This window comes from Pseudomonas tehranensis (assembly GCF_014268615.1).
GTDB lineage: Bacteria > Pseudomonadota > Gammaproteobacteria > Pseudomonadales > Pseudomonadaceae > Aquipseudomonas > Aquipseudomonas tehranensis.
In genome coordinates this window covers 1-12,271 of sequence record NZ_JABWQV010000143.1, presented here as the reverse complement: position 1 = coordinate 12,271, position 12,271 = coordinate 1, and the positions used below count along the sequence as shown (strand labels likewise).

The window sequence follows — 12,271 nt, the reverse complement described above, 5'->3', positions numbered from 1 at the left end:
TGGGAGCAAGGCTTGCCCGCGATGAGGCCCTCATGGACACAGCCTGAACCGACTCATACCCATACGGCATCCCACAATGAATAGTCCCCAACTTTCTTAACTAAACCCGCCCGTAGCGGATTCGCCACGATATACCGTGCAACTGCTTGTAAATCTTCCTCCTTACGAATGGCTCGGTCATGGAATCCCTCCTGCCAAAGCGATCCTTCCCTCTGCATCAATCGATTGAAGGTGACCGTGGTCCGAGACTTTGTTCTCGCCATCAGCTTTGAAAGTCCGATCCCCTGCAACTCGATCAACCAGTGAAAATGGTCCGGCATCACCACCCAGGCCAACGAATGGGCAAATTGCTCTTCCTGAGCCTTGCGAAAGGCATCAACCACCAAGCGTCCTGTCTTGAAGCGACCAAAAAGCGGCTCGCGGTTGCGCGTATTCACTGTCAGCAAATAGATTTGCCCAGACTGCGAATAACGCCCGAGGCGCAACTGATTGGAGTGTGGCGGTGTCGTCATAAGTGATCCTCCTTGATCTGTCCTTTGTTTCAAGGCTAGGACAGCAGCAACGGATCTGACTTGGAATGTTGGAGCAGGATGTATCTGGGCAGACGTCATCGCGGGCAAGCCTTGCTCCCACAGATGACACCCTTAGCGCTTCATTTCGAGTACTGCGCTGTGGGAGCAAGGCTTGCCCGCGATGAGGCCCGTTCAAGAACCGGAAGTCTTCGATTCTGCCAAGGCCTTCAAGGCTGCTTTGCGCTCATCGGTCGGCAGCTTGCCGAGCTTTTCCACCGCCGCATAAAACGCCACCCAATCCCCATTCACCTGCTGGAACAACGCCGCAAACGCCGGCACCCACTGGCTATACAGCCCGAACGGCAACAGTCGTGCATTGTTCAGCGGCGCGTAGATCCACGCGTCGTAGCGTTTGTCGCCTGCCCACCGGGTGTCGCGCAGTCGCTGATAATCAGCGCGCAATTGCTCGAACTCCTGGGCCTTGCGCTGGCGCATCTGTTCGGCCGAAAAGGGTTGGGTGTAGAGCTGTTCCAGCCGCTGACGCGTGTCCAGGATCAACTGGATGAATTGCTCGCGCTGGCGCATCCGTTTGCCGGTATCCGGAGCCAGCCCGCGGCTGGCGCGCCATTGGCGGGTGCCTTCCTGTTCAACAAAGGTGGCGAAAGACTCGTTGAATTCGGTGTCGTCCTTTACGTAGAAGCGCTGGTGCGCCAGTTCATGAAAGATCAGCGTCGCCAGACGTTCGTCGCCCCAATGCATCATCGAACTCAGGATCGGGTCGTTGAACCAGCCCAGTGTCGAATAGGCCTCTACGCCGCCAATCGCCACGTCCATACCCTTCAAGCGCTGTAGTGCGGCTTCGCCACGGGCAGCGCCCTGGGTGTAGTAGCCGCGATACGCCACGCAACCGGCAATCGGGAAGCAGTGGTTTTGCGGTGCCAAGGAAAACTCCGGCGTGGCGAAGACATTCCAGACCACGAACGGCCGGCCAATGTCCGCGTACAGGCGATAGCTTTTGTTATCTGGCAGGTGCAAGTGTGAGCTGGCGAACGCTCGTGCTTGCCGTGCCTGGGCCAGATGCGCCCGCAGTTGCGGATCGCGCGCCGGGTCGGCAATGACCTGGTCGATAGGCTCGCGAGCCTGCAACAGCCGCAGCTGTCCGCCGACGAGCTGGCTGTAGTAACCGACGCTTGCACAACCGTTGAGTAACAAAAGCAGGAGGCCTGGAAACAAAATCCGGAAAACACGGTCGAGTAACCGATGGCTTGAACGCAGCCTGATCAATTGGAATCACCCTGGGAAAGTCTGACCCCAAGACTATCTCGCCTGCCTGGAGCTTCGCTATGCGCGTGTTGATGCTGACGAGTGGCTTGTTGCTGCTGACCGGTTGCGCCGGTTTGCCTGATCCCGATCCGTCGCAGGCATGGATCGACCTGGGAAGCCATCAGGACACGGCGCTGCAAGCGCTGGAAGTTGATGACAAGACCTCCGTCGACCGACGCTATTTCGAAGTGCAGCCCGGCAGCCATGAGTTGACGGTGCGTTATCAATTTGCCGTCGAGCCCGGCAACATCGGCCCGAATGCCGAGCCACTGTGGCGCGATTGCCGGTTGAATGTGAAGTTCAAGGATTTCAACGCAGGCCAGCGTTACCAGTTGCAGGCTGGCAACATCGGTTTCCGGCCATGGGCCAAGCTCTACGACCAGCAGCGAAAAGTCGTGGGCCAAGGCACGCCAGCAGGCTGTCAGCAAAGCTGATCGGCGCTATGCTCATTATCTGACTTCAGGAAATCATCATGCGCCTACCTATGCTGCTATTGGCCTTTGTCTCCATGAGCGGATGTGCAACCAGCCCACCGCCCAAGGTTGATCCGAACATGGCCTGGATCGACTTCGCCACGCCCATGCCGGGCGGCAAGATGCTGATGGCTGAAAGCCTGGATGGCCAACGACTGCAGGACGGACGTTTCTTCCAGGTTTCTCCGGGCAGCCATGAACTGAAAGTGCGTTTCGACTTCGAGGTGCCTGGCGGTGGTGGGCTGTCTATGCAAGCCGAGCCGCAAGAGCGGCTGTGCTACATGCTCGTGCGCTACGACCATTTCGAGGCGGGCCAGCGTTATCGCCTGGAAGCTCGCAATCTGGCGTTTACTCCCAGCGCCCGACTCTATAACGCCAAGCGTGAAATCGTGGCCGAAGAACGGCAGGTCAATTGCGTTTCGTAGGACTGCTTAGCTGTCGTTCTTCTGGTAGATGATCTTTTTGGTGCCGTTTTCGCAACTGCCAACGACCATATTTTCATCATGCACTTCGTCATTGGTCACGATTTCCAAGGTGTAGGAAGGCACGTTGTTCGCCTGGATCTTCGCTTCGATTTCCGCTTTCAGTTCTTCACAGGATTTGGGGGCCGCGAGGGCCAACGTGGCCAATGCGCAACTGATGACCGCCAGGGCGAATCGTTTCATGCTCGAATTCCTCATGACAGCGCGCACTGCCTGTGCGCTGAAACTGCAGATGTGCATTCGACCACAATTGCTGCAGGGTAAACAGATCACAGCCTTCAGCCGCAGTTGAAGGCTGTGATGGGTATCGCATCAGCTCACCAGCGTGGCGTCCAGGGTAATCTTGGCGTTCAGCACTTTGGAAACCGGGCAACCTTCCTTGGCCTTGTTGCTCAGCTCTTCGAATTGCTCCTGGCTGGCGCCAGGGATCTTCGCTTTAAGCGTCAGCTTCACTGCCGTAATCGCAAAACCGCCCTCGACCTGGTCCAGGGTCACATCGGCGTTGGTATCGATACTGTCGGCCTTGAGCCCCGCATCGCCAAGGATCATCGAAAACGCCATGGAGAAGCAGCCCGCATGGGCCGCACCAATCAGCTCTTCCGGGTTGGTGCCGTTGCCGCCTTCAAAACGTGCCTTGAAACCATAGGGGGCTTCGCGCAGCACGCCGGTTTCCGTGGAGATCGAGCCGATGCCGGTTTTCAGGTCACCTTCCCAATGAGCCGATGCTTTCTTGATGATAGCCATGTCTGCCTCCTCAATATCCGGCGCGAGGGTTCGCGCCTGGGTGTTTTTCGTTGTCAGGGTTGTGAGGATAGACCGTCCGATAAAGTTCATCCTGTCGATTAGCCGACCGATTTAGTAGGAAATTTCGTGGTAGCTATTGAAACTCGGGTATATGCCCACATTGCATGGAACACACCTATAGAAACGGCAGGCTTTTGCCCGTAGGAAAAGCCTCTCATGCCGTTGGAGATGCCGGCCCATGAAACAGCTGTCCGAAGTGAAGTTCTCAACCCTCGACCTCGTGCCTGTGCGCGCTGATGGCAACGCTGCCCAGTCCTTGCGCAACTCGCTGGACCTGGCGCAGCACGTAGAAAAATACGGCTACACCCGCTTCTGGGTAGCCGAGCACCACAACATGGATGGCATCGCCAGCTCCGCGACCGCGGTACTGCTGGGCTATCTGGCGGGGGGCACTTCGACCATTCGGGTCGGCTCCGGCGGGGTGATGCTGCCCAATCATGCGCCGTTGATCATCGCCGAACAGTTCGGCACCTTGGAAAGTCTTTACCCCGGTCGAATCGATCTGGGCCTGGGGCGTGCACCCGGTTCCGATCAGATGACCGCTCGGGCGCTGCGTCGTGAACGTTCCGGCAGTGCGGACGATTTCCCTGAAGACGTGGCCGAACTGATGCGCTACCTCGGTCCACGTACCCCGGATCAACGCATCATCGCCATGCCCGGCACCGGGACCAATGTGCCGGTCTGGCTGTTGGGCTCGAGCCTGTTCAGTGCGCAACTGGCCGGCGAGCGCGGTTTGCCCTACGCCTTCGCTTCCCATTTCGCACCGCGCTACATGCACGAGGCGATCCGTATCTACCGCAACCACTTCAAGCCCTCGGCGGTACTCGACAAGCCTTACGTGATGCTCGGCGTGCCCTTGGTGGCAGCCGACACGGACGAGCAGGCTGATTACCTGGCGACCTCGGTGTATCAGCGGATCCTGGCCCTGATGCGTGGCCAGAGCCTGGTCCAGCGTCCGCCGGTGGAAACCATGAACGGTCTCTGGTTGCCCCATGAGAAAGAGGCGGTCGGCGATTTCCTGGGCTTGGCCATGGTCGGCGGTCCGCAGAAAATCAGGGCCAAGCTTGAAGTGCTGATCGAGCAAACCCAGGCCGATGAGCTGATCTTCACCAGCGACCTGTATGAGCATGCTGATCGCCTGCACTCGTATGAGTTGCTGGCGCAGGTCATGAAAGGCTGATCACGCGCATAAAAAAGCCGACGCATGCGTCGGCTTTGACGTTCCTGAAGTATCAGCCCTTCTTGTAGACGATTTCCTTCGTGCCACCTTCGCAGGAGCCGACGACGTCTCCGTCAGTAGCCGTACCTTTGTCGACAATTTCCAGCGTGTAACCCGATGCGCCGTTGGCATCGATTTTCGCTGCGATCTCGCTTTTCAGCTCCTCGCATGGCTTGCCGTCGGCAAACGCAGTACCCGCAAGGCTCAGCAAACCCAGGGCCAACATCAAATTTTTCATCGCTCGCACTCCTTGGTCGGATCAATAGGGCAGGGATCGAACAGACATGACGCGCTTGCCAGATAGCGCATCGCCATTCCCTATGGCACTCCGCCAGCGTGCAAGTTCAGAGCCCCTCAGCTATTGGCAATGCGGAAGCCGACTTTAATGGTCACCTGAAAGTGCGCGGCCCGGCCATTTTCGATGTGTCCACGGGTTTCCGTGACTTCGAACCACTCCAGGTGCTTGAGGCTTTTGCTGGCTTCGGCCAGCGCATTGTTGATGGCGTCTTCGATGCTGGTAGGGGAGGAGCCGACCAGCTCGACCTTTTTATACGTGTGATGATCACTCATGACGTTCTCCTTGGTTGTCTTTAACAGCCTAGCAGCGAATTTTCGCCTTACGTGTGTCGCCTTTTACCGGGTGAAAGTTCAGATTTACTGCACTTTCAGAAACGGCTGGAGTCCCAATTCACACACGCCACTCAACCACTGCAGGAGAGAGCCACCATGGCCAGCAATTCGTTACGTAAAGCCTCGTTGCAAAGCATGGAAGCGGAGATCGAGAGTCTGCTCAAGTCGTTGGAAAGCCTGAAGGACGACGCTTCGGACGAGTCGCGTAAGACCCTCAAGTCGCTGAAGGCAAACGCCGAAAACGCGCTGAAGCATTCCCGGCATCTGCTGAGCGACGCGTATGAAGAGGTCAAGGTGAAAACCCGTGAAACCGGAATCGCCACCCGTGATTACGCTCAGGAGCATCCCTGGACCACTGCTGGCGTCGCGGTCGGGGCGCTGGGTTTGTTGGCGGCTTATTTGCTGTGCAAGCGCGGCGACTGAGTCGATGGGTTCAGCTCATGCCTGAGCCATTGCGCCAATTGCCGAGCGCGCCCGTCCGCGGCGCGCTTGGGTAGCCACAACGCCAGTCGCGCCGGGGTTTCGTCAAAGCCCCACGGCGCGACCAGGCGACCGGCGCGCACATCCTCGGCGACCAGCGGTTCGGGTGCGATAGCCACGCCTAGCCCCGCAACAGCGGCCTCCAGCAAGTAATACAAATGCTCGAAACCCTGCCCGAATTTCAGCTTATTGGGTTCAAGGGCGTTTTGCCGTGCCCAAGTGGGCCACGCCTGGGGGCGAGAGGTGGTATGCAGCAGCGCCTCGTCGAGAATTGCGCTCGGCGGGGCTGTTTGCAGACGGGCGAAACCGGCGTAATGAGGGCTCATGACCGGGCCGATCCGCTCGCTGGCCAGTTCATAGACCTGCATGTCTGCCGGCCAGGGTGGCTCGGCGAACACCAGCAAGGCGTCCAGCCCGGGCCGCCTGGGATCCAGGTCGCCTTCACCGGCGGACAGGTGCAGGCGTAGATCCGGCAGGTCGGCATTGAGCCGCCCCAAGCGGGGAATAAACCACCGCGCCAGCAGACTTCCCGAGCAGCCCAAGACGAACGGAGCATCCGCCGTGCTTTGGGTCAGCTCTGCGCAAACGCTGCGGAGCCGTTCGAAAGCATCGGCACTGACATCGCGCAGGCGCATGCCCGAATCTGTGAGTTTAAGGCCGCGACCCTCCTTGATGAACAGGCTGACGCCCAGGTGTTCCTCCAGCACCTTCAACTGTCGGCTCACGGCACCATGGGTGACATGTAGCTGTTCGGCCGCCTGGCTGACGCTATTCAGGCGGGCAGTGGCTTCGAAGGCGCGCAAGGCGTTCAGTGGAGGAAGATCATGGCTCATTTATCTGTGAGTTTTCCTGACAGGTTGCGGCGATCTTATCGGTTTTCAGCGAGGAATGTCAGGGGTAGAGTGGACCTCATTGTCTTTCTACGCATTCGCCTGGAGCGCCCGATGACCCAGCCTACAACCCCTTTCAACCTGCGCAGTGGCCCGGACGCCAACGGCCTGTTCGGTGCATTCGGCGGTCGTTATGTGGCCGAAACCCTCATGCCGCTGATCCTCGATCTGGCCCGCGAATACGAAGCGGCGAAGGAAGATCCTTCGTTCATTGAGGAACTGGCCTACTTCCAGCGTGACTACGTCGGACGTCCAAGCCCGCTGTATTTCGCTGAGCGCCTGACCGAATACTGCGGCGGCGCCAAGATCTACCTCAAGCGCGAAGAGCTGAACCACACTGGCGCGCACAAGATCAACAACTGCATCGGCCAGATCCTGCTGGCACGGCGCATGGGCAAGAAACGCATCATTGCCGAGACCGGCGCCGGCATGCACGGCGTAGCCACGGCCACCGTGGCCGCACGTTTCGGTCTGGATTGCGTGATCTACATGGGTACCACTGACATCGAGCGCCAGCAGGCCAACGTGTTCCGCATGAAGCTGCTCGGTGCCCAAGTCATCCCGGTGGTCGCCGGCACCGGTACCCTCAAGGATGCGATGAACGAGGCGCTGCGCGACTGGGTGACCAACGTTGACAGCACCTTCTACCTGATCGGCACCGTGGCCGGCCCGCACCCGTACCCGGCCATGGTCCGCGACTTCCAGGCAGTGATTGGCAAGGAAACCCGCGATCAGTTGCAAGCCCAGGAAGGTCGTTTGCCCGACAGCCTGGTCGCGTGCATCGGCGGGGGGTCCAATGCCATGGGGCTGTTCCACCCATTCCTGGACGACAAGAGCGTGGAAATCATCGGCGTCGAAGCCGCCGGTTACGGTATCGAGACCGGCAAGCATGCTGCCAGCCTGAACGGCGGCGTCCCGGGTGTACTGCACGGCAACCGCACTTTCCTGTTGCAGGACGACGACGGCCAGATCATCGATGCCCATTCGATTTCCGCCGGCCTCGACTACCCGGGGATTGGCCCGGAACACGCCTGGTTGCATGACATTGGCCGTGTCCAGTACACCTCGGTCACTGACGCCGAAGCCCTGGAAGCCTTTCACAAGTGCTGTCGCCTGGAGGGAATCATTCCTGCCCTGGAAAGCGCCCACGCCCTGGCTGAAGTGTTCAAGCGTGCCCCGAACCTGCCCAAGGATCACCTGATGGTGGTCAACCTGTCCGGCCGTGGCGACAAAGACATGCAAACCGTAATGCACCACATGGAACAGTCCCAGCAGGAGAAACACTGATGAGCCGCCTGCAAACCCGTTTTGCCGAACTCAAGGAACAGAACCGCGCCGCCCTGGTGACTTTCGTGACCGCTGGCGACCCGGACTACGACACTTCGCTGGCGATCCTCAAGGGCCTGCCGGCGGCTGGTGCTGACGTGATTGAGCTGGGCATGCCGTTCACCGACCCAATGGCCGACGGCCCTGCGATCCAGTTGGCGAACATTCGCGCCTTGGGCGCACAGCAGAATCTGGCGAAAACCCTGCAGATGGTTCGCGAGTTCCGTGAAGCCAATAGCGATACGCCGCTGGTGCTGATGGGCTACTTCAATCCGATCCATCGCTACGGTGTGCAGCGTTTCATTGGCGAAGCGCTCGACTCTGGCGTGGATGGCCTGATCGTGGTGGACATGCCGCCCGAGCACAACAGTGAGCTGTGCGAGCCGGCCCAGGCCGCCGGTCTGGACTTTATTCGCCTGACCACGCCGACTACCGATGACGTGCGTTTGCCGACCGTGCTCAACGGCAGTTCTGGCTTTGTGTATTACGTCTCGGTGGCCGGCGTGACCGGCGCCGGCGCCGCGACGCTGGAACATGTGGAAGAAGCTGTGACGCGCCTGCGTCGTCACACCGATTTGCCGATCAGCATTGGCTTCGGCATTCGCACGCCGGAGCAAGCCGCGGCCATCGCACGGTTAGCCGACGGGGTGGTCGTCGGCTCGGCCCTCATCGACCATATCGCCAGCGCGCAAACGCCGGAGCAGGCGATCGATGGGGTGTTGAGCCTTTGTGCTGCATTGGCTGATGGGGTGCGTAAGGCGCGGATTAGCTGATTGCCTGATTGAGCCTGCCAGTAATAAAAAGGGGTTCAGAACTCGGTTCTGAACCCCTTTTTGGTTCATGGTAACTCCAACCCGCCACCCGCCTTGTGCAGCTTACGCAAATGCTCGCCTATCTCTTTGACGTTAGCCTCATTGGCACTGATTTCTGCTGCGCGGGTTGGCTCAAGCAAGGCCCTGACTTCCTTATCCAAATCCCCTGTCAGTGTTTGAAGCTGTTTCTGACGCAAGCTGCTTTCGGATTCCAGTCGCTGCCATTCGCTGGGCTGCGGCAGCCCGTAACCGCTGCTACCCAGCAACTCGGCGGGGCGGCTCAGGAAACCGCTGTTGGCGAGGATCTGCTGCAGTGTCGCGTTGGCCCTTTCCATACCGCCGTTCTGCAACTCCCGGGCACCGAGGTAACGCTGTTTGACCTCATCCTGGGCCAGAAGCAACTGCCGGCGATAACTGGCCTGTTCCAACAGTAGCAACGCCGCGCTGGTGCGCAGGTCGGCTTGTTTGAACCATGGTCGGCGTTCTGCGGCGCTCAGGGCCAGCCAGTCTTCCACTTTTTGTTGCTTGATCGGCAAGTGTTTCTTCAGCACCTCGAACATGGCCTGATACCGCTCCCGGAATGAGTCGAAGCGGTAACCCAGGCGCAAGGCCTCCTTGGGATCATCGAGCACGCTGGTATCCGCCAGGCCGCGCCCCTTGAGCACTTCCAGCAAGCCATTGGGCATGATGCTGTCCAGCCCCTTGAGCTGCGCATTGTTGCTGCCGCTGCGCAGCAATTTCAGGCTTTCCACCGCGCAGTTGTTGGACAGGAAGTAATAGTTGCCGTCATAGCTCCAGTGCATTTCGGCGGCGTGTTCGACCGTTTCCTCGATCTCGGACCGTGTCAGGGTCAGCGGCACCGAGGCCAGGCTGCGCAGTTCGGTCTTGGTGTATTCATCGATGACCTGGGCCAGCGGCAGTACGAACAGGCGAGACGGGTATTTGCCCACCAGGCCGTCCCAGCTTGACAACTGCACATCCCCAACGAAGGCGCGGTATGACAGTACCAGGTGTTGATCCAGATCCAGCCGGCAATCCGGTCCGCGGGGGCGGTCCGGCGCGCAGATCACCAGCCGCAGCATGCTGTGGCCCCAGCGGCTGACCCAGTTCTGGTTGGCTTCGGCCAAGAGATAATCGATGGCGTAGACCCGCTCTGGATCAACCTTGCCCAGTGGCGTCTTGGCAAAGTCGTTGCCTGCGTTGAGGAAAGCGAATGACTGGGCGCAGGTATTCTTGGCGGCGGGAGCCCAGCCAAAGTGTTCCTGGTAATAACGATACAGTGCTGGCCGTCGGCAGGCGTAGCTTGGGTCCAGGAGAAAGTACTCCATGTTGACCGCGACGAACTCCTTGGGGCTGCTCGTTTCGTAGATGTCCGGGCTGCGGGCGACCTGGCGATTATGCTGTTCCCGTTCGCCACGACGACCGACGTATTGCGGCCAGCCGGCGAGGTCCAGCAAGCGGGGATCATCGCTGAGGGTGAAGCGGCGGTCGTTCTGGCCCCGGCATTCATCGGGTAGGCCGATCAGCCCGGCGCTGCTGGTGCGTCGGGTGCAGCGTTGGATCAGCGCGCGTTCGGCGTTCGGCCATAAACGCGAGCGATCATAAATGTGAGTCAGTTCATGCAGGACCGTGGCGAGCATTTCCCGCCGCACGGTGCCGTGGGGGCGATGGGTCTTTTGCGTGGCGGCACTGCCGTCGGTGAGGCTGTCGAGCAGGTTGCGATTGAGGTCCAACTGCGACACCAGCGAGGCCTGACCATAGGCGTTGGCGGGCATCCGGTCGGTCCAGCCCACATTAATGCGTCGGTCCAGCTGTTCGATGAATCGCGGCGGCAGAGCCTGCATCGCTTCATCGAGCAGCGCCTGGCTGGCCTGCTGTTGCGCCGGGGTCAGTCCTTCGTCGTTAAGGTGCAGTTGCAGGCCGGCCTGGGCGGTGCTGCTCAAGAGCAGCACGACCCCGGCCGTCAGCCAGACGGCGAACGGCCTCACAATGCGAGGATGGCTTCGGCGAGAACCTGATCACTGGCGTCGCGGGCTTCCGGAACGCGGGTGCGCAAGGTGTCGAAGGCGGCCTCGAGGTGAGCGCCACGAATTTCCCCGTTACTGGCGACGAAACTGGCCGCATCGTCATGGGCTTCACGAACGATTTTCGAGTCACGGATGGATGTGGTGGTGTCGGAGGTGAAATCGATCGTGCGCTGGGAGGCGCGAACGACGATGTTACTGGTGGCTACCAGGGTTTGTGCCTGGGCCACATCGGCCAACACCAGCAGGCCTAGGGTGGCAGCAATCAGCGGGCTACGCATGGAACGACTCCGAAGAATAAAGATAACTATTGGACGAGAATTGCCTGTGCCAGTTCAAGGTCGCTGACGTGAAGTTTTGGTTGGGTCCGGTGCAGATAATCCAGGGCCGACTCCAGTTGTGCACCTCTCAACTGCCCATCGCTGGCAACGAATGCCGCAGCGTCATCGTGGGCGGCGGCGATCAGTTTATGGTCGAAGGGCGCGGAGGTCACCATGCTCGTGGCATAGCCGCTGATTACGACTTGCTGGGTGGAGACATCGAAAGCATGGGCCGGAACGGACCAGCATAAAGCGCTGAAGAAAAAAGCGAGGGACAGATGTGAGTAGAAGCGCATGGGACTCGACTGTTGATGGTGAGTCCGAAGGCTAGCGCAAACCACTGCGCCAGAGCCAGCGCTGAAACATCGGAACACCATTGGCGTCCCGATGTTTCATGTCTGGAATCAGATCACCAGGATGGCTTGGGCCAGCTGCGCGTCGGAGGCGTTCAACTGCGGCGCCTGCTGACGGATGTAATCCAGAGCGCTTTCCAGTTTCACACCGCGGATGGCGCCGTTACTGGCGACGAAACTGGCAGCATCGTCACGAGCGGCCAGGACGATTTTGTCATCGCGAAACGACGAAGTGATATCGGACGTTGCGTCGGATGTGGCCTTGAGCGCACCCACGAGGGAGTCGGTGGTGACGATAAAACTACTGGCATTGGAGTGGGCGGCTACGGCCAGCAGGGCGGCGGCGCTGAGCAGACGAAGACGGATCATGATGAAACTCCTTGAATAATGAAGTGGTGCCGGTGCGTGTAGCTGGAAGAGAAGACGCATGCTCGACCCGCTTCGCCACGTTCGTTTCGATATTAGGTCAGAACGAGGTGGATGACAGCTTGGCCATTGGCTATTTCCACGCTTCTACAACAGCTCGATAAAACTGTACTGGTAGCTATAGAATTTCTTGTTAACTGTGCAGGTTCATCATTTTTGCCAAAACCAGGCCTCTGAAACGACAAGACCCCGCCCGG

At 59.4% G+C, this 12,271-nt stretch carries 17 protein-coding genes; 6 read left to right on the top strand and 11 right to left on the bottom strand.

From position 1 onward, the window contains the following. Window positions 1-53: 53 nt before the first annotated feature. Together HU811_RS18490 and HU811_RS18485 are read right to left on the bottom strand one after the other, a co-directional pair. Window positions 54-512 (bottom strand): REP-associated tyrosine transposase, encoded by a 459-nt coding sequence (locus HU811_RS18490; protein ID WP_186657376.1) that lies wholly within the window; start codon window positions 510-512, stop codon window positions 54-56. 192 nt (window positions 513-704) lie between these two features. Next, window positions 705-1,796 (bottom strand): aminopeptidase, encoded by a 1,092-nt coding sequence (locus HU811_RS18485; protein ID WP_186657374.1) that lies wholly within the window; start codon window positions 1,794-1,796, stop codon window positions 705-707. Between the two features lie 59 nt (window positions 1,797-1,855). Between HU811_RS18485 and HU811_RS18480 the strand changes: the two genes are divergently transcribed. Both HU811_RS18480 and HU811_RS18475 read left to right on the top strand, forming a co-directional pair. Next, the gene (locus HU811_RS18480) at window positions 1,856-2,269 is read left to right on the top strand and encodes a PA0061/PA0062 family lipoprotein (RefSeq protein WP_092399793.1); all 414 of its coding nucleotides are present in this window, start codon (window positions 1,856-1,858) and stop codon (window positions 2,267-2,269) included. Between the two features lie 38 nt (window positions 2,270-2,307). Then, entirely contained in the window at window positions 2,308-2,733 is a 426-nt protein-coding gene (locus HU811_RS18475; protein WP_186657372.1) for a PA0061/PA0062 family lipoprotein, read from the top strand. Window positions 2,734-2,739: 6 nt separating this feature from the next. On the opposite strand, the gene HU811_RS18470 is transcribed toward HU811_RS18475, so the two are convergent. Both HU811_RS18470 and HU811_RS18465 read right to left on the bottom strand, forming a co-directional pair. After that, entirely contained in the window at window positions 2,740-2,973 is a 234-nt protein-coding gene (locus HU811_RS18470) for a DUF1161 domain-containing protein (protein ID WP_186657370.1), read from the bottom strand. A 129-nt stretch (window positions 2,974-3,102) separates the two neighbouring features. Continuing rightward, window positions 3,103-3,534 (bottom strand): OsmC family protein, encoded by a 432-nt coding sequence (locus HU811_RS18465; protein ID WP_186657367.1) that lies wholly within the window; start codon window positions 3,532-3,534, stop codon window positions 3,103-3,105. A 238-nt stretch (window positions 3,535-3,772) separates the two neighbouring features. Between HU811_RS18465 and HU811_RS18460 the strand changes: the two genes are divergently transcribed. Next, the gene (locus HU811_RS18460; protein ID WP_058544936.1) at window positions 3,773-4,774 is read left to right on the top strand and encodes an LLM class flavin-dependent oxidoreductase; all 1,002 of its coding nucleotides are present in this window, start codon (window positions 3,773-3,775) and stop codon (window positions 4,772-4,774) included. Window positions 4,775-4,826: 52 nt separating this feature from the next. On the opposite strand, the gene HU811_RS18455 is transcribed toward HU811_RS18460, so the two are convergent. After that, entirely contained in the window at window positions 4,827-5,051 is a 225-nt protein-coding gene (locus HU811_RS18455) for a DUF1161 domain-containing protein (RefSeq protein WP_092399801.1), read from the bottom strand. A gap of 116 nt (window positions 5,052-5,167) precedes the next feature. After that, complete coding sequence (locus HU811_RS18450) at window positions 5,168-5,383, bottom strand: dodecin (RefSeq protein WP_003177209.1); 216 nt, start codon at window positions 5,381-5,383, stop codon at window positions 5,168-5,170. Window positions 5,384-5,539: 156 nt separating this feature from the next. Here HU811_RS18450 and HU811_RS18445 point away from each other — a divergent pair, with 156 nt between their 5' ends. Continuing rightward, window positions 5,540-5,866 (top strand): ElaB/YgaM/YqjD family protein, encoded by a 327-nt coding sequence (locus tag HU811_RS18445; protein WP_003196426.1) that lies wholly within the window; start codon window positions 5,540-5,542, stop codon window positions 5,864-5,866. On the opposite strand, the gene HU811_RS18440 is transcribed toward HU811_RS18445, so the two are convergent. Beyond that, the gene (locus tag HU811_RS18440; RefSeq protein WP_186657364.1) at window positions 5,839-6,756 is read right to left on the bottom strand and encodes a LysR family transcriptional regulator; all 918 of its coding nucleotides are present in this window, start codon (window positions 6,754-6,756) and stop codon (window positions 5,839-5,841) included. The two genes, HU811_RS18445 and HU811_RS18440, sit on opposite strands and share 28 nt — an antisense overlap. 111 nt (window positions 6,757-6,867) lie before the next feature. Between HU811_RS18440 and trpB the strand changes: the two genes are divergently transcribed. Continuing rightward, window positions 6,868-8,100, top strand: coding sequence for a tryptophan synthase subunit beta (trpB, locus tag HU811_RS18435; RefSeq protein WP_186657362.1), 1,233 nt, complete (start codon window positions 6,868-6,870; stop codon window positions 8,098-8,100). Then, complete coding sequence (gene trpA / locus HU811_RS18430; protein WP_092458117.1) at window positions 8,100-8,912, top strand: tryptophan synthase subunit alpha; 813 nt, start codon at window positions 8,100-8,102, stop codon at window positions 8,910-8,912. Before trpB ends, trpA begins: the two co-directional genes overlap by 1 nt. Window positions 8,913-8,977: 65 nt before the next feature. Here the strand turns inward: trpA and HU811_RS18425 are convergent, their stop codons facing one another. From HU811_RS18425 to HU811_RS18410, 4 genes are all read right to left on the bottom strand, one after another. Beyond that, complete coding sequence (locus HU811_RS18425) at window positions 8,978-10,939, bottom strand: DUF7844 domain-containing protein (RefSeq protein ID WP_186657360.1); 1,962 nt, start codon at window positions 10,937-10,939, stop codon at window positions 8,978-8,980. Further along, on the bottom strand, window positions 10,936-11,256 hold the full coding sequence (locus HU811_RS18420; protein ID WP_047230076.1) for a DUF2388 domain-containing protein: 321 nt from the start codon (window positions 11,254-11,256) through the stop codon (window positions 10,936-10,938). Before HU811_RS18420 ends, HU811_RS18425 begins: the two co-directional genes overlap by 4 nt. Window positions 11,257-11,282: 26 nt before the next feature. Continuing rightward, window positions 11,283-11,591 carry a DUF2388 domain-containing protein gene (locus HU811_RS18415; RefSeq protein ID WP_186657358.1) on the bottom strand — a complete coding sequence of 103 codons (309 nt, stop codon included), beginning with the start codon at window positions 11,589-11,591 and terminating at the stop codon, window positions 11,283-11,285. Window positions 11,592-11,699: 108 nt separating this feature from the next. Continuing rightward, window positions 11,700-12,017 (bottom strand): DUF2388 domain-containing protein, encoded by a 318-nt coding sequence (locus tag HU811_RS18410; RefSeq protein WP_047230078.1) that lies wholly within the window; start codon window positions 12,015-12,017, stop codon window positions 11,700-11,702. Window positions 12,018-12,271 lie beyond the last annotated feature (254 nt).